The sequence below is a fragment of the Xenophilus sp. Marseille-Q4582 genome, assembly GCF_916700565.1.
In the GTDB taxonomy this organism is placed as follows: domain Bacteria; phylum Pseudomonadota; class Gammaproteobacteria; order Burkholderiales; family Burkholderiaceae_C; genus Xenophilus.
Window position 1 is genome coordinate 969,510 of sequence record NZ_CAKAKO010000001.1, and the last position, 19,538, is coordinate 989,047.

The window sequence follows — 19,538 nt, forward strand, 5'->3', positions numbered from 1 at the left end:
GGCAGGGGTTGCATCACGCGACCCGCTCGGCCGCGCGCAGCATGCGCCGCAGCTCGGGCACGCAGGAGCCGCAGTGGGTGCCGCATTTCAGCGCGCCCTGCAGGGTGGCCAGGCGCTGGTTTTCGCTGCCTTCGCAGGCGCCGCCGTGGGCCAGGTGCGCCTGGATGGTGGCCTCGGCCACGCCGAAGCAATTGCACACCGTCCTGCCGCGCGCGGCCACGCCCTGCGGCGCATGGGGGGTTGCGGCGAGCAGCTGGCGCCCCAGGTGCTGGGCCGGCAGCCGGTCCTGCAGCAGCGTGCGCATCCAGCCCTGGGCGCGCGTGTCGCCGGCCAGCAGCACGGCGTGCACATGGGCGTGGTCGCCGTCGCGGCGAAGACGCACGGCGCGATGCTGGCCGCGGCGCAAGTCGGTGTAGCGCAGCGTGTGGGCGGTGTCCAGGCCCAGCAGCACCTCGATGCGGGCCAGCAGTTCGCCGGCCGGGGCTTCGTGTGCGGCGGCGCGCAGCAGCACGCCCACGGGCGCGGTGTCGCCCTCGGCCAGCGCGCCGCTGGCGCTGAAGGGCACGCAACTCACGAAGGGCAGGGCGCCTGCCGCTTCGCGCAGCTCGGTGCGCACGGCCAATGCGCGATCCGCCGGCAGCCAGGCCATGGCCAGCAGCGACCAAGGCAGCTCGGCCTTGAGGATCTTCACGGCCGTGTGCTTGAGCTCGGGCTGCTTGGAGACGGGGCAGTGCGCGGGCGTGGTCAGCGCATTGACGCCGGCCAGCGGCAGGCCTGCGCTGGACCGCCCGCCCAGGTACTCCGGCCCCCAGTGCATGGCCATGAAGGCCTGCGCGGGCGCCAGCGTGTCACTGGCCGCCACGGGTACCACCACGCTGCCGCGCCGCGAGGTCAGGTACACCAGGTCACCCTCGCCGAGCTGGCGCCGCGCCATGTCTTCGGGGTGCATCTGCACCACCGGCTCGGCCACGTGGCCGAACAGGCGGCCCAGGGTGCCGGTGCGGCTCATGCCGTGCCACTGGTCGCGCAGGCGGCCGGTGGTCAGCGAAATCGGCCAGCGCGTGTCGGGCGGTTCGGTCAGCGCCCGCCAGGGTTCGACCACGAAGCGGGCGCGGCCGTCCTCGGTGGCGAACACGCCGTCCTCGTACAGGCGCGCCTTGCCTTCGATCGCGCGCGCCGGTCCCGCGCCGGCGCGGCCCGTGCCATGGGTGCCCGCGGCCGGATCCGCAGGGCACGGCCACTGGCGGGGCTGGTCTTCGAGCAGCGCGTAGCTCAGGCCCGTGATGTCCAGGTCGCGCCCGCGCGTGGTTTCGCGGTGCTCGTTCCATACCTGCTCGGGCCGCCGGTAATCGAAGCGCGGTGCGTTGCGGCCCAGGCGCAGGGCCAGGCGCTGCGCGAAGTCGGTGGCGATGGCCCAGTCGTGCCGCGCCTCGCCGGCCGGCGGCACGGCCGCGCGCACGCGCGAGATGCGGCGCTCGCTGTTGGTGACGGTGCCTTCCTTCTCGCCCCAGGTGGTGGCGGGCAGCAGCAGGTCGGCGAAGGCGCAGGTGGCGGTGCCGGCAAAGGCTTCCTGCACCACCACGAACTCGGCGCGCTGCAGGGCGCGGCGCACCGTGGCCTGGTCGGGCATGGACTGGGCCGGATTGGTGCAGGCGATCCACAGCGCCTTGATCTCGCCGTCGGCCGCGGCCTGGAACAGCTCGATCGCGCTCTTGCCGGGTTGCGCGGGGATGCGGTCCACGCCCCAGAAGGCCGCCACCTCGGCGCGGTGCGCGGGGTTGGCCAGGTCGCGGTGCGCGGGCAGCAGGTTCGACAGGCCGCCCACTTCGCGCCCGCCCATCGCATTGGGCTGGCCCGTGAGCGAGAAGGGCCCGGCGCCGGGCTTGCCGATCTGCGCCGTGGCCAGGTGCAGGTTGATCAGCGCCGTGTTCTTGGCCGTGCCGTGCGCCGACTGGTTCAGGCCCATGCAGTAGAGGCTCAGCGTGGCGGCCGAGGTGGCAAAGAGCCGCGCGGCGCGGTGCAGCAGTGCGGGCGCGACGCCGCAGACCTCGGCCACGCGCGCCGGGGTGCAGTCGCGCACCAGGCTTTCGAGGGCCTCGAAGCCCGTGGTGTGGGCGGCGATGTAGGCCGGCTGCGTCCAGCCCTCGCGCAGCATCACGTGCAGCAGGCCGTGGAAGAGCATCACGTCGCTGCCGGGGCGAATGGCCAGGTGCAGGTCGGCGATCTCGCAGGTGTCGGTGCGGCGCGGGTCCACCACGACGATCTGCAGCGCCGGATTGGCACGCTGGGCGTCCTCGATGCGGCGGAACAGGATCGGGTGCGCCCAGGCCGTGTTGCTGCCGACGATGAACAGGCACTGCGCGTGGTCCAGGTCCTCGTAGCAGGCCGGCGGCGCATCGGCGCCCAGCGTCTTCTTGTAGCCGGCCACGGCGCTGCTCATGCACAGGCGCGAGTTGGTGTCGAGGTTGTTGGTGCCGATCAGGCCCTTGGCCAGCTTGTTGAAGACGTAGTAGTCCTCGGTGAGCAACTGGCCCGAGAGGTAGAAGCCGACGGCGTCGGGGCCGTGGTCGCGGATCACGGCGGCGAAGCGGTCGGCGGCCAGCGTCAGGGCGTCGTTCCAGCGGATCGGCTGCGCCGCGCCGCCACGGCTCTGGCGCTGCATCGGCTGCAGCAGCCGCGTCTGGCGCGTGACCTCGGCCGTGGCCGTGAGATGCAGCGTCGAGCCCTTGGTGCACAGCCGGCCGAAGTTGGCCGGATGTTCGGGATCGCCGCGCACGCCGGTGATCTGCGCGCCCTCGGACTGGATGATGACGCCGCACCCGACGCCGCAGTAGGGGCAGGTGGAGCGCGTTTCGGTACTCATGCTGTGCCCCGTGACGCGGCCTGCCGACCGAACATCAGCTGCTCACGCAGCGCAGCGATGTCGCGGCCTTCGCGCAGCAGCTCGAAGTACCAGTGCCCGTCGGCTGCGTCGCCGTACAGGCAGGCGCCGACCAGCCGGTCATTGCGGATCACGAGCTTCTTGTACGCGCCGCCTTCGGGATCGCGCAGCACGATCTCTTCGGTGCCTTCGCCGCCCAGGAAGTCGCCGGCCGAAAAGAGTTCGATGCCTGTCACCTTGAGCTTGGTCGACGTGAGCGAGCCGGGGTAGCGACCCAGCCCCATCTGGGCCAGGTGGTTGGCGGCCACGGCCGCCTGCTCGAACAGGGGGGCGACCAGGCCGTAGGCCACGCCGCGGTGCTGCGCGCATTCGCCCACCGAATAGATGCGCGCATCGGTCACGGTCTGCAGCGTGTCCGTCACCACCACGCCGCGTTCGCAGTGCAGGCCCATCGTCTGCGCGAGTTCGATGTTGGGGCGGATGCCCACGGCCATCACCACCAGCTCGGCCGGCAGCGCGCGGCCGTCGGCCAGGCGCACGGCCTGCACGCGCCCGCCCTCGGGTCCGACCATCGCCTGCGTTTCGGCCTGGAGCGCGAAGGCGATGCCGCGCGCCTCCAGCGCGCTGCGCAGCAGCTTGCCGGCGTCGCGGTCCAGCTGCCGTTCCATCAGCCATTGGCCCCGGTGCACCACCGTGACCTGCATGCCGCGCTGGCGCAGGCCGTGGGCCGCTTCCAGCCCCAGCAGGCCGCCGCCGATGACCACCGCATGGCGATGCGCGCGGGCGGCCTCGATCATGGCTTGGGTGTCGGCGATGTCGCGGTAGGCGATCACGCCCGCCAGGCCGGCGCCCGGCACGGGCAGCACGAAGGGGCGCGAGCCGGTGCACAGCAGCAGGCGGTCGTAGGCGGCCTCGGTGCCGTCGTCGGCCCGCACCACGCGGCGTGCGCGATCCACGTCCACCACAGTGCAGCCCGCGTGCAGCGTGATGCCGTGCTCGCGGTACCAGTCGAAGGCGTTCAGCACGATGTCGTCGAGCGTCTGTTCCCCGGCCAGCACCGGCGACAGCAGGATGCGGTTGTAGTTGGGATGCGGCTCGGCGCCGAAGACCGTGATGTCGTACAGATCGGGGGCCAGCCGCAGCAGCTCCTCGAGCGTGCGCACGCCGGCCATGCCGTTGCCCACCAGCACCAGTTTCAGCTTCTCCGGCATGCCGCGCTCCCTTGCCTCTGCGGTGTGTTCAGGCCGCCTTCTCGACGTGGCCCTGGCGCGTGTACAGGAAGTCGATCACGGCCTTGCGGCAGCGCACGTAGGCCGGGTCTTCGGCCAGTTCCACGCGGTTGCGCGGTCGCGGCAGATCGACCCTCAGCACTTCGCCGATGGTGGCGGCCGGGCCGTTGGTCATCATCACGATCCTGTCCGAGAGCAGCACGGCTTCGTCCACATCGTGCGTCACCATCACCACCGTGCTTTGGGTCTTCTGCACGATGGCCAGCAGTTCGTCCTGCAGCTTGGCGCGCGTCAGCGCATCCAGCGCGCCGAAGGGCTCGTCCATCAGCAGCACCTTCGGTTCCATGGCCAGGGCGCGCGCAATGCCCACGCGCTGCTTCATGCCGCCCGAGATCTCGCCGGGGCGCTTGTGCGCGGCAGGGGTGAGGCCGACCAGGGCCAGCGCCTCGTCGGTGCGCTGCTTGAGCTGCGCCCGGCTCTCGGTGGCCGCGAACACCCGCTCCACGCCCAGGTGGATGTTCTCGAAGCAGGTGAGCCAGGGCAGCAGCGAATGGTTCTGGAACACCACCGCGCGCTCGGGGCCCGGGCCGGCGATCTCCTTGTTGGCGCACAGCAGCGCGCCTTGCGTGGGCTTGGTCAGCCCGGCGATGAGGTTCAGCAGCGTGCTCTTGCCGCAGCCCGAGTGGCCGATCAGCGCCACGAACTCGCCCCTGGCCACCGTGAGGTGGATGTCGCGCAAGGCGACGAAGCGGCCCTTGGGTGTTTTGAACGCCTGCTCGACGCCCTGGATCTCGATGAACTTGCTGCTGCTCATGACTTCACCTCTTCGAACGTGAATGCGGTGGCGAGCCGGACCAGGGCGAGCTCCAGCACCAGGCCGACGATGCCGATCACGAAGATCGCGATGAGGATGTTCTTGACGTTGAGGTTGTTCCACTCGTCCCAGACCCAGAAGCCGATGCCCACGCCGCCGGTCAGCATCTCGGCCGCCACGATCACGAGCCAGGCCGTGCCCACCGCCAGGCGCACGCCGGTCAGCATGTAGGGCAGCACGGCCGGGAACAGGATCTTGGTAACGATCTTCCATTCCGACAGGTTCAGCACGCGCGCCACGTTCATGTAGTCCTGCGGCACGCGCTGCACGCCCACGGCCGTGTTGATGATCATGGGCCAGATGGAGCAGATGAAGATGGTCCAGATGGCGGCCGGGTTGGCGCCCTTGAACACCAGCAGGCCGATGGGCAGCCAGGCCAGCGGCGAGACCGGGCGCAGCAGGCTGATGAGCGGGTTGAACATGCGCGCCAGGAAGTTGAAGCGCCCGATGGCGAAGCCGGCCGGAATGCCCACCAGCGCCGCCAGGCCGAAGCCCAGCGCCACGCGCTGCAGCGAAGACAGCACGTTCCAGCCCACGCCCTGGTCGTTGGGGCCGTTGCTGTAGAACGGATCGCTGAACACCTCCACGGCCTGCTTCCAGGTCTCGACCGGGGCGGGGAAGCTGCCTTCGCTGCGCAGGGCCACCATTTCCCACACCAGCAGCAGCAGGCCGAAGCCCATGAGCGGGGGCAGCACGCGCAGCCAGAAGGCGCTGAAGTCCAGCGGCGCGCGGATGGGGCGTGCCTCCGTGTCGGGGCGGACGGGCGTGCGTGCGGCAGGCGCGCTGGCGGCGTGGGCCGGGGCGGGCGCCTCGGCCTCGGCAGGCAGGTGGAAGACGGCGGCAACCATGGTCGGGGCTCCTGTGGCGGGGAAAGGGGCGGTCATCCGGCGGGGATCCGGCATTCAGGCGCGGACCTTGAAGGCATCGGCGTACTTGGCGGGGTCCTTGCCGTCCCACACCACACCGTCGATCAGCTTGCTGCTGCGCATGGCGCTGGCCGGCACCGGCGTCTTGGTGGCCGCAGCGGCCTGCTTGTAGAGGTCGATGCGGTTGATGGCCGTGGCCACCTTCAGGTAGTCCGGGTGTTCCTTGAGCAGGCCCCAGCGCTTGTGCTGCGTGAGGAACCACATGCCGTCCGAGAGATAGGGGAAGGAGGCCGCGCCGTCGTTGTAGAACTTCATGTGGTTGGGGTCGTCCCAGTTCCTGCCCAGGCCGTTGGTGTAGCGGCCCAGGATGCGCTGGTTGATGGCGTCCACGCTGGTGTTGACGTAGCTCTTCCCGGCAATGGTCTCGGCCATCTTGTTCTTGTTCGTGAGGCCGGCGTCGATCCACTTGCCGGCTTCGAGGATCGCGGCCGTCACGGCGCGCGCCGTGTTCGGGTACTTGTCGGCAAAGTCGGCCGTGGTGCCCAGCACCTTCTCCGGGTGGTCCCTCCAGATGTCCTGGGTGGTCACGGCCGTGATGCCGATGCCGTCCATGATGGCGCGCTGGCCCCAGGGCTCGCCCACGCAGAAGCCGTCCATGTTGCCCACGCGCATGTTGGCCACCATCTGCGGCGGCGGCACCACGATGGCCTTGGCGTCCTTCAGCGGGTGGATGCCGCTGGCGGCCAGCCAGTAGTACAGCCACATGGCGTGCGTGCCGGTGGGGAAGGTCTGGGCGAAGGTGTATTCGCGCTTCTCGGCCGCCATCAGCTTCGCCAGCGAGGGGCCGTCCACCGCGCCCTTGTCGGCCAGCTTCTTCGACAGCGTGATGGCCTGGCCGTTGTTGTTCAGGGTCATGAGCACGGCCATGTCCTTCTTCGGGCCGCCGATGCCCAGATGCACGCCGTACACGAGGCCGTAGAGCACGTGGGCGAAGTCCAGCTCGCCATTGACCAGCTTGTCGCGCACGCCGGCCCAGCTCGCTTCCTTGCTGGGCACGATCTTCACGCCGTACTTCCTGTCGATGCCCAGCACCGACGCCATCACCACGCTGGCGCAGTCGGTGAGCGGGATGAAGCCGATCTTCACCTCTTCCTTCTCGGGCTTGTCGGAGCCCTGGGCCCAGACGGCGGCGCGCAACGCGGGGTCGATGGCGAGGGCGCCGGCAGCGGCGGCCTGCAGCACACGGCGGCGGCCCAGGCTGCGGGGGGCGGAGGAGCGGGAGGCATCGGTCATGAAGGAACTCCGAAAGAATCGAGGGGCGACAAACAAAAACAAAAAGGCGTCCTCGCCGCGCCGGCCCTGTCGCGTGCTGCGAACAGATGCCGGTGGGTGAGGACGCCTTTGTCCTGGGTCGGCCGGCCGCCCCCGCCTTTGGGAGCGGCCTGCCTTCAGACCTTCGTCGGTCTCTGCCAGCGATGCAGCAAGCGCCGTGCCATGTCTGCCTGCACGGCCGTGGCCGCCGCCGCTGGCGGGCGCTGGCGCGCGCAGCCCAGCGGGAATCCATGGGAAAGAGGGCGCCTCGCAAGGGCGGGGCGGCCCCACATGCGCGATCGCCAGCGGCCCCTGGGCAGGCACATCGTTTGTGCGCCGCACCAGTTTGGCGTGCCGCCGCGCACGCCGGCGTTCAGCGCGGCGCGGTGCCCAGGGGCAGGAAGTCGGCCATCGCCAGCACCGATTCGGCCACATCCACCAGGCGGCGGTTCTGGTTCATCGCGGTCTGGCGCAGCATCTTGTGCGCCTCTTCCTCGCTGAGCTGGCGGTGCGCCATCAGCAACCCCTTGGCGCGCTCCACCACCTTGCGCTCGTTGAGCGTGGCGCGCACCTGCTGCAGCTCGTCGCTCATGGCCTGCAGGCGGCGCGACTGTTCCTGCACCATCTGCAGCACCGAACGGTCGAGCTGGCGGCCGTAGGTGGGCGTGGACGCAGAGGGGGGCGGCCCGCTGGCGTCGGCTTCGGCGAAGAAGTCGCCGGCCTGCACGGCCTGCGCCTCGAGCGCTTCGTCGCGCTGCAGTTCGGCGCGGGCCTGGGTCATCTTGCGGCCGCACAGGGCGCGCAGCTCCTCGGCCAGTTCCTCCTCGATCGCCTGCATGGCGTCGATGCGCTGCGAGCAGACTTCAAACCAGGACGGGCCGAGCTCCGCGTCCAGCACCGTGCCGGCCGGCGAGGCGCAGGCGATGCGGCGCAGCCGCTCCAGCTCGGCCAGCGGCGCCGTGGCCTGGCTGCGCTGCCAGCGGCTGCCCAGGGCTTCGTTGCTGAAGTCGCGGAACACGCCGAAGCAGCGCTCCTGCGATTCGATCAGGTGCAGCCAGTGCTGGCGCTGGGCATCGCTGTTGCCGCCGCGCAGGAAGGCGGCGGCGCCGAAGGCCCGTTCCTGCCCCGCGAATTCCTTGCCCTGCATGAAGTTGAACTGCGCCACCAGCCAGCGCGAGATGTCGGGGTCGGTCGCGCCGTCGGCGGCTTCGAAGACCACGGCCAGCAGGCCGGCCAGCAGGCGCGCGAAGGCGGCGGTGGCGAGTTCGGGGCTGAGCTGCAGCGCCTGCGCGCGCGCGCGCAGCGCGGGCAGGGCATCCAGGCCCTGCAGCACATAGGCCACGCGCGGAAACAGGCGCGCGCCGCCCGCCAGGCGGCGCGGATCGCTGACCAGCGGATCGAGGGCGGCGCGCACCTGCGCCTCCTGCCGCCGGCTTTCGGCGATCTGCCGGACGCGCTCGGCCGCATAGCGCTGGCCGCCGGAACCCAGGAAGACGTTGGTCAGGCCGCGTTCGCGCTGCAGCGCATGCACCAGCCGGCCGACGGTGGCCACCAGCTCGCTGGTGCGCGCGAGCTGGTCCAGCTCGTCGATCTCGCAACGGCGGGCCGCAATCAGGAAGCCAAGGCTGGAGGTCATCGGGGGAAAACGGGCGCTGCGGGCAAAGGGGGCGCCTGGGCCGCCGCAATTTCCGTGCCGCGGCAGGGAGCAGGGGCCGGCCCCTACACTCGGACGATGCGAATCCTGGGCATCGAATCCTCCTGCGACGAAACCGGCGTGGCGCTGGTGGAAAGCGACGGCAGCGGGGCCTTGCCGCGCCTGCTGGCGCATGCCCTGCACAGCCAGATCAGCATGCACCAAGCCTATGGCGGCGTGGTGCCCGAGCTGGCCAGCCGCGACCACATCCGCCGCGTGCTGCCGCTCACGCAGGCCGTGCTCGCCGAGGCGAAGCTGGCGCGCGAGGCCATCGACGTGGTGGCCTTCACGCGCGGCCCGGGGCTGGCCGGGGCGCTGCTGGTGGGGGCCGGCGTGGCCTGCGCGCTGGGCGCGGCGCTGGGCAAGCCCGTGCTGGGCGTGCATCACCTCGAGGGCCATCTGCTTTCGCCTTTCCTGAGTGCCGACGCGCCCGAGTTCCCCTTCGTGGCGCTGCTGGTGTCGGGCGGCCACACGCAGCTCATGCGCGTGGAAGGCGTGGGCCGCTACGAGCTGCTGGGCGAGACCATCGACGACGCGGCCGGCGAGGCCTTCGACAAGAGCGCCAAGCTCATGGGCCTGCCATACCCGGGCGGCCCCTGGCTGGCCCAACTGGCCGAGGGCGGCGACGCGCAGGCCTTCAGGCTGCCGCGTCCGCTGCTGCACAGCGGCGACCTCGACTTCTCCTTCGCCGGCCTGAAGACGGCCGTGCTGACACAGGCGAAGAAGCTGGGTGACGAACTGGAGGCGCGCAAGGCCGACCTGGCCGCGTCCACCCAGGCGGCGATCGTCGAAGTGCTGCTGCGCAAATCGCTCAGCGCGCTGGACGGCACGGGACTCAAGCGCCTGGTGGTGGCGGGCGGCGTGGGGGCCAACCGGCAACTGCGCGCGCAGCTCGACGCGGCCTGTGCGCGCCGCGGGGTGCGCGTGCACTACCCGGAACTGCACCTGTGCACCGACAACGGCGCCATGATCGCCATGGCCGCCGCCATGCGCCTGCAGGCCGGGCTGGAAGCCGCGCAGCCGCGCTATGCCTTCGACGTGCGGCCGCGCTGGCCGCTGGACGCCCTGGCCGTCGGTGCCTGAGCACGCGCGTGAACCGCCTTCTCCCGAGCCGGCGCGCGTAGCGAAGCCCCAGGGCATCCAAGGGGCCGGCTCTGCCGGACCGTCGGGTGCGCCCCCTTTGGGAGCCCGAGGGGCACGCCGCGAAGCGGCCCCCGGGGGTTGCTTTCTAGAGTTCTTCCACGCGGCGCGGCGGGTAGCTGTCCCAGGCCTGGCAGCCGGGGCAGTGCCAGAAATGCTGGTGCGCCTCGAAGCCGCAGGCCGCGCAGCGGTAGCGCAGCAGCGGGCGGGCCGCCTGGTCCAGCGCGCGCTGCACCGGCGCGTGCGTGCGGTCGTCGTCCGAGAATTTTTCCTGGCTGAGCCAGCGCGAGGCGGCGACCAGCGAGGCGGGCTGGTGCTGCAGATGGCGCAGGTAGCCGTGGCGGGGGGGTGTCCCGGCGGTCGAGGCGGCCGATTCCTCACTCGCTTCCTCATCGGGGCCGCTGCCCAGCGCCATCAGCGCCTCCAGCACGTCGATGGAGGGCGACTGGGCGTAGCGCGCGCGCAGCAGGGCGCGCGCCTCGTCCGTGCGCCGCGCGCCCTGGGCCGCCTGCTGCAGTTGCGCGGCATAGAGCGGCAGCGCCATGGGCGCGACCTCGCTGAGGCGGCGCAGCGTCTCGTAGGCGGCGGCCGAGTCGCCTGCGCGCAGCTGCAGCGCAGCCAGATCGATGGCCGGCCGGGGCGCTTCCGGCGCCAGTTCGCACGCCTGTTTCAGCAGCGCCAGGGCCTGTTCGGCCGCGCCCTGGCTGCTGTGCTCGAGCGCCTGCTCGCACAGGTGGTGGGCACGCCGCGTGGCGTAGCTGGCCTGGCCGGCGGCGTCCAGCTTCTGCGCCACGGCTTCGGCCTGCGCCCACTCGCGCGAGCGCTCGTAGATGGCCAGCAGCGCGAGCCGGGCCTCGTTCTCGAACTTCGTGCCCTCCAGCTTCTGCAGCGCGGCCTCGGCGCGGTCCAGCAGGCCGGCGCTCAGGAAGTCCTGCGCCAGCGCATGCTGGGCGCGCTCGCGGTCGGCGCGGCTCAGGTCGCCACGCGAGAGCAGGTGTTCGTGCACGCGCACGGCGCGCTGGTATTCGCCGCGGCGGCGGAACAGGTTGCCCAGCGCGAAATGCAGCTCCTGCGTGTCGGGGTCGTTCTGCACCGCCTCGATGAAGGCATCGATGGCTTGGTCCTGCTGTTCGTTGAGCAGGTAGTTGAGGCCGCGGAAATAGGCTTTGGGCGCTTGCCGGTTCTCCAGCCGCAGCTGGCGCAGGTCCAGGCGCGAGGCCAGCCAGCCCAGCACGAAGGCGGCCGGAAAGCCCAGCAGCAGCCAGCTCAGGTCAAAGTCCATGGTGGCGCGCGATGGTGGGTTCCTGGACGGCCGGCACCGGGGCCGGCGTGGCGGGCACGGCGGCGGGTACGGCCTGCGCGCCAGCGGCAGCCTGCGCCTGCTGGGCGGCCTGGCGGCTGCGCCACCACAGCGGCAGCATGCCCAGCACGCCCACCGTCATGCCGCCAGCGAAAGCGGCCAGCACCACCAGCACCAGCGGCGCGCGCCAGTAGGTGCCAAAGAAGAAGTTCACCGTCGCGTCCTGCTGGTTGTTCAGCGCGAAGGCGAAGAGGGTAAAAAAAATGGCTGCCTTGAGCAGCCACAGGAAGTATTTCATGCCGGTCCCGTGTGCCGGGACGATTCTAAGAAGGCCGCGCGGCGCGTTGCGGGGTGCCGCGGCGCCCCGGCGGCCGGGCACGGCGTCATTCGTCGCCGTCTTCGTCCAGGGCCGCCGCGGCGGCGGCGGCGCCTCGCCCATCCACCGCCTCGCGCAGGGCCTTGCCCGGCTTGAAGTGCGGCACGCGCTTTTCGGGGATCTGCACGCTTTCGCCGGAGCGCGGGTTGCGGCCGATGCGCGGCGGGCGGCGATTGACCGAGAAGCTGCCGAAGCCCCGGATCTCGATGCGGTGGCCGCGCACGAGGGCGTCGCTCATCGCGTCGAGCATGGTCTTCACGGCCGATTCCGCGTCCCGGTGCGTGAGCTGCGGGAAGCGGGCGGCCAGTTCTTCAACAAGGTCGGAGCGGGTCATGTGCCGATGCGGGAAGGAAGGCGGAAACAGACGAAAAAAAAGACAAGGTGGCCCGGAGGCCGACCCTGTCTTCGCGCAGCAGCTTACTTGTCGCTGCCGTCCAGCTTGGCGCGCAGCAGGGCGCCCAGGCTGGTGGTGCCGGCGTTCTCGCGGGCCGACTGCTGGCTCAGGTGCGCCATGGCTTCCTGCTGGTCGACCAGGTCCTTCTGCTTGATCGACAGCTGGATGTTGCGGGTCTTGCGGTCCACGTTGATCACCACGGCCGTCACTTCGTCGCCTTCCTTGAGCACGTTGCGCGCGTCTTCCACGCGGTCACGGCTGATTTCGGAAGCGCGCAGGTAGCCCACCACGTCGCCGCCCAGATCGATCTCGGCGCCACGGGCATCGACCGTCTTGACCTTGCCGGTCACGGTCTGGCCCTTGTCGTTCACGGTCACGAAGGTGGTGAACGGGTCGCCGTCGAGTTGCTTGATGCCCAGGCTGATGCGCTCGCGGTCCACATCGACGGCCAGCACGATGGCTTCGACTTCCTGGCCCTTCTTGTAGTTGCGCACGGCGGCTTCGCCGGGCTCGTTCCAGGACAGGTCGGACAGGTGCACCAGGCCGTCGATGCCGGCCGCCAGGCCCACGAACACGCCGAAGTCGGTGATCGACTTGATCGGGCCCTTGACGCGGTCGCCGCGCTTGGTGTTCTGCGCGAATTCCTGCCAGGGGTTGGCCTTGCACTGCTTCATGCCCAGGCTGATGCGGCGCTTGTCTTCGTCGATCTCGAGGACCATGACTTCGACTTCGTCGCCCAGCGACACGATCTTGTTCGGAGCCACGTTCTTGTTGGTCCAGTCCATCTCGGACACGTGGACCAGGCCTTCGATGCCGGGTTCGAGTTCGACGAACGCACCGTAGTCGGCGATGTTCGTGACCTTGCCGAACAGGCGCGTGCCCTGCGGGTAGCGGCGCGACACGCCCAGCCACGGGTCGTCGCCCATCTGCTTGAGGCCCAGCGAGACGCGGTTCTTCTCGGTGTCGAACTTGAGGATCTTGGCGGTGATTTCCTGGCCGGCCTGCACCACTTCGCTCGGGTGGCGCACGCGGCGCCAGGCCATGTCGGTGATGTGCAGCAGGCCGTCGATGCCGCCCAGGTCGACGAACGCACCGTATTCGGTGATGTTCTTGACCACGCCGTGCACGATGGCGCCTTCCTTCAGCGTTTCCATCAGCTTGGCGCGCTCTTCGCCCATGGAGGCTTCCACCACGGCGCGGCGGCTCAGCACCACGTTGTTGCGCTTGCGGTCGAGCTTGATGACCTTGAATTCCAGGGTCTTGTTCTCGTAGGGGGTCAGGTCCTTGACCGGGCGCGTGTCGATCAGCGAGCCGGGCAGGAAGGCGCGGATGCCGTTGACCAGCACCGTCAGGCCGCCCTTGACCTTGCCGCTGGTGGTGCCGGTGACGAATTCGCCGGATTCCAGGGCCTTTTCCAGCGCCAGCCACGAAGCCAGGCGCTTGGCGGTGTCGCGCGAGAGGATCGTGTCGCCATAGCCGTTTTCCACGGAGCCGATGGCCACGGACACGAAGTCGCCGGCTTGCACTTCGAGCTCGCCCTGGTCGTTCTTGAATTCCTCGATCGGCACGTAGGCTTCGGACTTCAGGCCGGCATTGACCACCACGTGGTTGTGCTCGACACGCACCACCTCGGCGGTGATGACCTCGCCTGCGCGCATTTCAGAACGCTTGAGGGACTCTTCGAAGAGAGCGGCAAAAGATTCGGACATGAGTGTTCCTGTTCCGTCCACCAGGTTTCCAGCTGCCCATGCAGGATCGCTCGCAGCTGTTTCTAGGACTGGGGGCGGTGGGTTGTGGGCTTGCGCCCGGGTTGCGGGTTGAACAACCGGCAGGCCGTGCGCTGACGCGCGAGGAGAACCTGCCGGGACCAAGAAGGCCGCTGCACCGGGGGTGGAGCGGCCCGGCCTTTCAGCTGTCGCCGAAGGGCTGCACCTGCCGCCACCAGTTCAGCACCTGATCCACCGACTGATCGACGGTCTGATCGGAATTGTCCAGGAGGCGGGCATCCTCGGCCGGCTTCAAGGGCGCCACGCTGCGGGTCGAATCCCGTGCATCGCGCGCCTCCAGGTCGGCGCGAAGGTCGGCGATGTTAGCGCAAATTCCTTTGGAAATCAATTGCTTATGGCGGCGCTCGGCGCGATGCGCGGCGCTGGCCGTCAGGTAGACCTTGAGCGGGGCGTCGGGGAAGATCACCGTGCCCATGTCGCGCCCGTCGGCCACCAGGCCCGGCAGCTGGCGAAAGCCCTGCTGCAGCGCATGCAGCGCCTCGCGCACGGCTGGCAGCGCGGACACGCGGGAGGCGTCCATGCCGGCCTCTTCGGTGCGGATGGCGTCGCTGATGTCCTCGCGTGCATCGCCTTCGCCCAGCCAGATGCGGCCGGCGTCGAAGCGCAGGGGCAGGTCGCGTGCCAGGGCGGCGATGGCGGCTTCGTGCGCGGGCTCGGGCCGCAGCCCGGCGCGGCGGGCGGCCAGGCCGGTCACGCGGTACAACGCGCCCGAGTCGAGGTAGTGGTAGCCCAGGCGGCGCGCCATCTCGGCCGCCAGCGTGCCCTTGCCCGAGGCCGTCGGGCCGTCCACGCAGATCACCGGCACCGAGGCCGGCTCGACCACCTCGAACAGCGTCTCGAAGTAATCGGGGAAGGTCTTGGCCACGCATTGGGGATCGAGGATGCGCACCGGAAGTCCGTCGGGATTCAGCGCGGCCAGCGAGAAACACATCGCCACGCGGTGGTCGTCGTAGGTGTGGATGGCGGCGCGGCGCCAGTGGCCGGCCGGCAGCGGATCGACGCGCAGGGAGTCCGGCCCCGCCTCGACCGTGGCGCCCAGCTTGCGCAGCTCGGCGGCCATGGCGTCGATGCGGTCGGTTTCCTTCACGCGCCAGCTCGCGATGTTGCGCAGGATGCTTGGGCCGTCGGCGTACAGCGCCATCACGGCCAGCGTCATGGCGGCATCGGGGATGTGGTTGGCGTCGAGGTCGATGGCCTTGAGCGGCCAAGCGCCACGCCGCACCTGCAGCCAGTTGGGGCCGCTGTCCACCCGCGCGCCCATCTGCTGCGCGGCCTCGACGAAGCGGATGTCACCCTGGATGGAGGCGGCGCCCACCCCTTCGATGCGCACGCCGTCCTGGCCGGCGCGCGGCGCCGCCAGTGCGCCCAGCGCGATGAAGTAGCTGGCCGAGGAGGCATCGGCTTCCACGTGGATCTGGCCTGGCGACTGGTAGCGGCTGCCGGCGGGAATGGTGAAGCGCTGCCAGCCTTCGCGCTCCACGGCGATGCCGAAGCGCTCCAGCAGGTTCAGGGTGATCTCCACGTAGGGCTTGGAGATCAGCTCGCCCACGACGTCGATCACCACCGGCCGCGTGGCGGCGGCCAGCGGCAGCGCCAGCAGCAGCGCGGTGAGGAACTGGCTGGACACGTCGCCGCGCACGCGGATGGGGGCATCGAGCTGCAGCTGCGTAGGCGCCACGGGGCGAATGCGCAACGGCGGGTAGCCCGGGTTGCCCAGGTACTCGACCTCGCAGCCCAGTTGCACCAGCGCGTCGACCAGGTCGCCGATGGGCCGTTCGTGCATGCGGGGCACGCCGCGCAGGTCGAATTCGCCGCCGAGCAGTGCCAGCGCGGCCGTGAGCGGACGCATGGCCGTGCCGGCATTGCCCAGGAAGAGGTCGGCCTGCCGCGTGCGCACCACGCCGCCCAGGCCCATCACCTCCAGCGTCTGGCCCTCGCGCCGCAGGCCGCAGCCCAGGGCGGCCAGCGCGTCCAGCATCACGCGCGTGTCGTCCGAGTCCAGCAGGTCATGGACCTGCGTCGTGCCCTCGGCCAGGGCCGCCAGCAGCAGCACGCGGTTGGAAATGCTCTTGGAGCCGGGCAGGTGCACCGTGCCGCCGGCGGCAAGCAGGGGCGGCAGATCGAGGAAAGGCGAGGCGTACATGGCAAGGGGCGCCAGAGGGCGCGGACTCGAAACGACGGGGGCGAAGGAGGCTGGCATCCGGGGCCGATCCCCGGGACGTTCAGCTTCCGGCTCGGCGGCCGGGCGCGGCGCGGGCGCGCACCTGCGCCCCGGCGTCGCATCCAGCCCTCAATCTTCGGCACCGAGCGGCGTGTTGCCCGGGGCGGGCCACTGCAGGCGGGTCTGGCGCGCGGCGCTGATGGCGCGGTCCAGCGCGGCGCCGTCGCCCTGGGCGATCATCGCTTCCATCTGCAGCAGGGTGTTGCGAAACAGCTGCGACTGGCGCAGCACCTGCTCGCCATTGGCCAGCAGGATGTCGCGCCACACGGCCGGGTCGCCGCCCGCGATGCGCGTGAAGTCGCGAAAGCCCGGGCCGGCCAGCTCCAGGAAGCGCTGCCCCTCGGGCTGGGCCGCCATGGCGTTGACGAAGGCGAAGGCCAGCAGGTGCGGCACGTGGCTCACGGCCGCGAAGGCGGCGTCGTGCGCGTCGTGCGGCATGGTCACTACCTGCGCGCCCACCTGGGCCCACAGCTGCGCGGCCTGCTGGTGGTAGCTGCGGCGCGTGGCTTTCACGGGCGTGAGGATCACCTTGCGCTGATGGAACAGCGTGGCTTCGGCATGCTCGACGCCCGACACTTCCTTGCCCGCGATCGGGTGGGCCGGCACGAAATGGCTGAACTTGTGCTGCAGCGCGCGTTCGGCCGCGGCGATGACGTCGCCCTTGGTGGAGCCGACGTCCATCACCAGCGCATGCGGCGCCAGGCCGTGGCGGATGGCGCGGAAGGTGGCTTCGCTCGCGCTCACGGGCACCGCCACCAGCACCAGGTCGGCGCCCGACACCGCCAGCAGCGCCGAAGGCGCGGCCACGTCGATCACGCCCAGCTGGCGTGCGCGTTCGGTGGTGGAGGGCGACTTGCTGTAGCCCACCACCCGCTTGACCAGGCGCGCGCGCTTGAGCGCCAGCGCGAAGGAGCCGCCGATGAGGCCGCAGCCGATGAGACCGAGTTGCTCGAACATCAGGCCTCCGCCGGGCCGCCCCAAGGCAGGCCTGCGCCCCCCCGGGGGGCAGCGATACACGAAGTGATGAGCGTGGGGGTCGTCGCAATCGCCTCCGCCGGGCCGCCCCAAGGCAGGCCTGCGCCCCCCCGGGGGGCAGCGATACACGAAGTGATGAGCGTGGGGGTCGTCGCAATCGCCTCCGCCGGGCCGCCCCAAGGCAGGCCTGCGCCCCCTCGGGGGGCAGCGATACACGAAGTGAGGAGCGTGGGGGCAGCCATCGCTTCAGGCCTTCACCGGGTACGCGCCGATGATCTTGAAGAAGGCGCTGAGGCTGCGCAGCTCCTGCAGGGCGGCGGCCACGTGCGGCTGCGAGGGATGGCCGTCGAGGTCGATGTAGAAGTAGTAGTCCCACTGGCCGGTGCGGGCCGGGCGCGACTCGAAGCGCGTCATCGAGACCTTGTGCGTCTTCAGCGGCACCAGCAGGTCGTGCACGGCGCCCGGCTTGTTGGGCACCGACACCACGAGGCTGGTGCAGTCATGTCCGGACACCGGGGGCATGGCCAGCGTGGCGGGCAGAGTGATGACGGCGAAGCGGGTGCGGTTGTAGGCGTCGTCCTGGATCGCGTGGGCCACGATGTGCAGGCCGTACTGGGTGGCCGCCCGTTCGCTGGCCAGGCCGGCCCAGGCCGGGTTGGTGGCCGCCAGACGGGCGCCCTCGGCATTGCTGGACACGGCGCGGCGCTCGGCGTTGGGCAGATGCTTGGACAGCCAGGCCTGGCACTGCGCCAGGGCCTGCGGATGCGCCAGCACCGCCTCGATGCCTTCCATCGAGTTCTGCTGGCGCAGCAGGTTGTGGCGGATCAGCAGGCTGACCTCGCCCACCACATGGGTGGGTGAGTGCAGGAACATGTCGAGCGAGCGCGTGACCACGCCCTCGTTGGAGTTCTCCACGCCCACCACGCCGTACTGCGCGCTGCCGCTGGCGGTGGCATGGAAGACCTCGTCGAAGCTGCCACAGTAGATCAGGTCGGCGGCGCCGCCGAAGTACTCGATGGCGGCCTGCTCGCAGAAGGTGCCCTCGGGGCCCAGCACGGCCACGCGCTGCGGCGACTCGAGCGCCAGGCAGGCCGACATGATCTCGCGCCAGATGGCCGCCACATGCGCCTCGCGCAGCGGGCCCGGATTGGCGGCCTTGACCTTCTCGATGACCTGCGCGACGCGGTCGGGGCGGAAGAAGGGTGTGCCCTCGCGCTTCTTGACCTCTCCCACCTGTTCCGCCACCCGGGCCCGCGCATTGAGCAGCTGCAGCAGCTGCGTGTCGAGGGCGTCGATCTGCGTGCGCAGGTCGGCGAGGCTGGCGGAAGGATCGGGCGAGGGGGTGGAGGCGGTCATCGGCGGGGAAGGGAAGGGCGGCGGCCCGCCCCCGCGCGAAGAGGCGCAGATCCGGGCGGGCTCAGGCGTGTGAACGCTCGAATTCTCGCATGTAGGCCACCAGCGCCTGCACGCCCTCCAGCGGCATCGCGTTGTAGATGCTGGCGCGCATGCCGCCGACCGACTTGTGGCCCTTGAGCTGCAGCAGGCCGGCGTCGCGCGCGCCGTCCAGGAAGGCCTGGTTGCGCGACTCGTCGCGCAGCTGGAAGGGCACGTTCATGCGCGAGCGCCAGGCGGGCGCGACCTGGTTCACGTAGAACTGCGATCCGTCGATGGCGCCGTACAGCAGTTCGGCCTTGGCGATGTTGCGCCGCTCCATGGCTGCCACGCCGCTCAGTCCGCCCTCGCGCTGCGCGAGCAGCCACTTGAAGGTGAGCCCCGCCACGTAGATGCCCCAGGTCGGCGGCGTGTTGTACATGGACTGGTTGTCGGCCACCGTGCGGTAGTTGAAGGCACTGGGGCAGATCGGCAGGGCATGGCCCAGCAGGTCGTCGCGCACGACCACGATGGTCAGGCCGGCCGGGCCGATGTTCTTCTGTGCGCCGCCGAAGGCCAGGCCGACGCGCGACCAGTCCACGGGCCGCGAGGCCACGTGCGAGGAAAAGTCGATCACCAGCGGCGCCCGGCTGCCCAGCGCGGCGAGGTCCGGCAGTTCCTGGAACTCGATGCCGTTGATGGTCTCGTTGGAGCACAGGTGCACGTAGGCGGCGTCGGGGCTCAGCGTCCATTGCGCGGGCGCGGCCACGTCGGTGTGGCCGTTGCCGGCATTGGTGCTTGCCACGCGCGCCTGGGCGTAGCGCCCGGCTTCCTTGTACGACTTGGTGCTCCAGCTGCCCGTGACCACGAAGTCCACCACACCGCCGCGCGACAGGTTCAGCGGCACGATCGCGTTTTCGCCCAGGCCGCCGCCCTGCATGAACAGGATGTGGAACTCCGAAGGCACGGCCAGCAGCTGGCGCAGGTCGGCCTCGGCCTCGGCGAGGATCTGGCCGAATTCCTTGCCGCGATGGCTCATCTCCATCACGCCCAGGCCGCTGCCGTGCCAGTCCAGCATCTGCTCGGCGGCTTCGCGCAGCACTTCTTCCGGCATGGCGGC

General features: G+C 70.6%; 14 protein-coding genes and 1 pseudogene. 1 reads left to right on the forward strand and 14 read right to left on the reverse strand.

Annotation, left to right across the window (positions count from 1 at the left end):
- Positions 1-13: 13 nt before the first annotated feature.
- The 6 genes and pseudogenes from LG388_RS04495 to LG388_RS04520 all read right to left on the reverse strand — a co-directional run bounded on the left by LG388_RS04495 (position 14) and on the right by LG388_RS04520 (position 8,797).
- The gene (locus tag LG388_RS04495) at positions 14-2,863 is read right to left on the reverse strand and encodes a nitrate reductase (protein ID WP_225781623.1); all 2,850 of its coding nucleotides are present in this window, start codon (positions 2,861-2,863) and stop codon (positions 14-16) included.
- Positions 2,864-2,889: 26 nt separating this feature from the next.
- Positions 2,890-4,092, reverse strand: a pseudogene (locus LG388_RS04500) (NAD(P)/FAD-dependent oxidoreductase); the annotation flags it as partial.
- A 28-nt stretch (positions 4,093-4,120) separates the two neighbouring features.
- The gene (locus tag LG388_RS04505; RefSeq protein WP_225781624.1) at positions 4,121-4,924 is read right to left on the reverse strand and encodes an ABC transporter ATP-binding protein; all 804 of its coding nucleotides are present in this window, start codon (positions 4,922-4,924) and stop codon (positions 4,121-4,123) included.
- Positions 4,921-5,832 carry a nitrate ABC transporter permease gene (gene ntrB / locus LG388_RS04510; RefSeq protein ID WP_225781625.1) on the reverse strand — a complete coding sequence of 304 codons (912 nt, stop codon included), beginning with the start codon at positions 5,830-5,832 and terminating at the stop codon, positions 4,921-4,923. The genes LG388_RS04505 and ntrB overlap by 4 nt, the downstream gene beginning before the upstream one ends.
- 54 nt (positions 5,833-5,886) lie before the next feature.
- Complete coding sequence (locus LG388_RS04515; RefSeq protein WP_225781626.1) at positions 5,887-7,143, reverse strand: CmpA/NrtA family ABC transporter substrate-binding protein; 1,257 nt, start codon at positions 7,141-7,143, stop codon at positions 5,887-5,889.
- Positions 7,144-7,534: 391 nt separating this feature from the next.
- The gene (locus LG388_RS04520; RefSeq protein WP_225781627.1) at positions 7,535-8,797 is read right to left on the reverse strand and encodes a nitrate regulatory protein; all 1,263 of its coding nucleotides are present in this window, start codon (positions 8,795-8,797) and stop codon (positions 7,535-7,537) included.
- Between the two features lie 96 nt (positions 8,798-8,893).
- Between LG388_RS04520 and tsaD the strand changes: the two genes are divergently transcribed.
- The gene (gene tsaD, locus LG388_RS04525) at positions 8,894-9,937 is read left to right on the forward strand and encodes a tRNA (adenosine(37)-N6)-threonylcarbamoyltransferase complex transferase subunit TsaD (RefSeq protein ID WP_225781628.1); all 1,044 of its coding nucleotides are present in this window, start codon (positions 8,894-8,896) and stop codon (positions 9,935-9,937) included.
- Between the two features lie 145 nt (positions 9,938-10,082).
- Here tsaD and lapB read toward each other — a convergent pair whose 3' ends face one another.
- The 8 genes from lapB to serC form a co-directional block, all read right to left on the reverse strand.
- Positions 10,083-11,276 carry a lipopolysaccharide assembly protein LapB gene (lapB, locus tag LG388_RS04530; protein ID WP_225781629.1) on the reverse strand — a complete coding sequence of 398 codons (1,194 nt, stop codon included), beginning with the start codon at positions 11,274-11,276 and terminating at the stop codon, positions 10,083-10,085.
- A complete protein-coding gene (locus LG388_RS04535; protein ID WP_225781630.1) occupies positions 11,266-11,592 on the reverse strand; it encodes a lipopolysaccharide assembly LapA domain-containing protein in 327 nt (108 codons plus the stop codon). Before LG388_RS04535 ends, lapB begins: the two co-directional genes overlap by 11 nt.
- A gap of 85 nt (positions 11,593-11,677) precedes the next feature.
- The gene (locus LG388_RS04540; RefSeq protein WP_225781823.1) at positions 11,678-12,034 is read right to left on the reverse strand and encodes an integration host factor subunit beta; all 357 of its coding nucleotides are present in this window, start codon (positions 12,032-12,034) and stop codon (positions 11,678-11,680) included.
- 53 nt (positions 12,035-12,087) lie between these two features.
- Complete coding sequence (gene rpsA, locus LG388_RS04545) at positions 12,088-13,773, reverse strand: 30S ribosomal protein S1 (RefSeq protein WP_225781631.1); 1,686 nt, start codon at positions 13,771-13,773, stop codon at positions 12,088-12,090.
- Between the two features lie 199 nt (positions 13,774-13,972).
- Positions 13,973-15,994, reverse strand: a complete 2,022-nt coding sequence (locus tag LG388_RS04550) for a bifunctional 3-phosphoshikimate 1-carboxyvinyltransferase/cytidylate kinase (RefSeq protein ID WP_225781632.1) — start codon at positions 15,992-15,994, stop codon at positions 13,973-13,975.
- A 147-nt stretch (positions 15,995-16,141) separates the two neighbouring features.
- Positions 16,142-17,029 carry a prephenate dehydrogenase/arogenate dehydrogenase family protein gene (locus LG388_RS04555; protein ID WP_225781633.1) on the reverse strand — a complete coding sequence of 296 codons (888 nt, stop codon included), beginning with the start codon at positions 17,027-17,029 and terminating at the stop codon, positions 16,142-16,144.
- A 264-nt stretch (positions 17,030-17,293) separates the two neighbouring features.
- Positions 17,294-18,403 (reverse strand): prephenate dehydratase, encoded by a 1,110-nt coding sequence (pheA, locus tag LG388_RS04560; protein WP_225781634.1) that lies wholly within the window; start codon positions 18,401-18,403, stop codon positions 17,294-17,296.
- Positions 18,404-18,464: 61 nt separating this feature from the next.
- Positions 18,465-19,532, reverse strand: a complete 1,068-nt coding sequence (gene serC / locus LG388_RS04565) for a 3-phosphoserine/phosphohydroxythreonine transaminase (RefSeq protein WP_255632139.1) — start codon at positions 19,530-19,532, stop codon at positions 18,465-18,467.
- Between the last annotated feature and the right edge of the window lie 6 nt (positions 19,533-19,538).

What these genes read in the sequence shown, in the direction of transcription:
- ntrB (WP_225781625.1), bottom strand. Translation starts at nt 5,832, where the DNA reads ATGGTTGCCGCCGTCTTCCACCTGCCTGCCGAGGCCGAGGCGCCCGCC.
- LG388_RS04515 (WP_225781626.1), bottom strand. Translation starts at nt 7,143, where the DNA reads ATGACCGATGCCTCCCGCTCCTCCGCCCCCCGCAGCCTGGGCCGCCGC.
- tsaD (WP_225781628.1), top strand. Translation starts at nt 8,894, where the DNA reads ATGCGAATCCTGGGCATCGAATCCTCCTGCGACGAAACCGGCGTGGCG.
- lapB (WP_225781629.1), bottom strand. Translation starts at nt 11,276, where the DNA reads ATGGACTTTGACCTGAGCTGGCTGCTGCTGGGCTTTCCGGCCGCCTTC.
- rpsA (WP_225781631.1), bottom strand. Translation starts at nt 13,773, where the DNA reads ATGTCCGAATCTTTTGCCGCTCTCTTCGAAGAGTCCCTCAAGCGTTCT.
- LG388_RS04495 (WP_225781623.1), bottom strand. Translation starts at nt 2,863, where the DNA reads ATGAGTACCGAAACGCGCTCCACCTGCCCCTACTGCGGCGTCGGGTGC.
- LG388_RS04505 (WP_225781624.1), bottom strand. Translation starts at nt 4,924, where the DNA reads ATGAGCAGCAGCAAGTTCATCGAGATCCAGGGCGTCGAGCAGGCGTTC.
- serC (WP_255632139.1), bottom strand. Translation starts at nt 19,532, where the DNA reads ATGCCGGAAGAAGTGCTGCGCGAAGCCGCCGAGCAGATGCTGGACTGG.
- LG388_RS04535 (WP_225781630.1), bottom strand. Translation starts at nt 11,592, where the DNA reads ATGAAATACTTCCTGTGGCTGCTCAAGGCAGCCATTTTTTTTACCCTC.
- LG388_RS04520 (WP_225781627.1), bottom strand. Translation starts at nt 8,797, where the DNA reads ATGACCTCCAGCCTTGGCTTCCTGATTGCGGCCCGCCGTTGCGAGATC.
- LG388_RS04550 (WP_225781632.1), bottom strand. Translation starts at nt 15,994, where the DNA reads ATGTACGCCTCGCCTTTCCTCGATCTGCCGCCCCTGCTTGCCGCCGGC.
- LG388_RS04555 (WP_225781633.1), bottom strand. Translation starts at nt 17,029, where the DNA reads ATGTTCGAGCAACTCGGTCTCATCGGCTGCGGCCTCATCGGCGGCTCC.
- pheA (WP_225781634.1), bottom strand. Translation starts at nt 18,403, where the DNA reads ATGACCGCCTCCACCCCCTCGCCCGATCCTTCCGCCAGCCTCGCCGAC.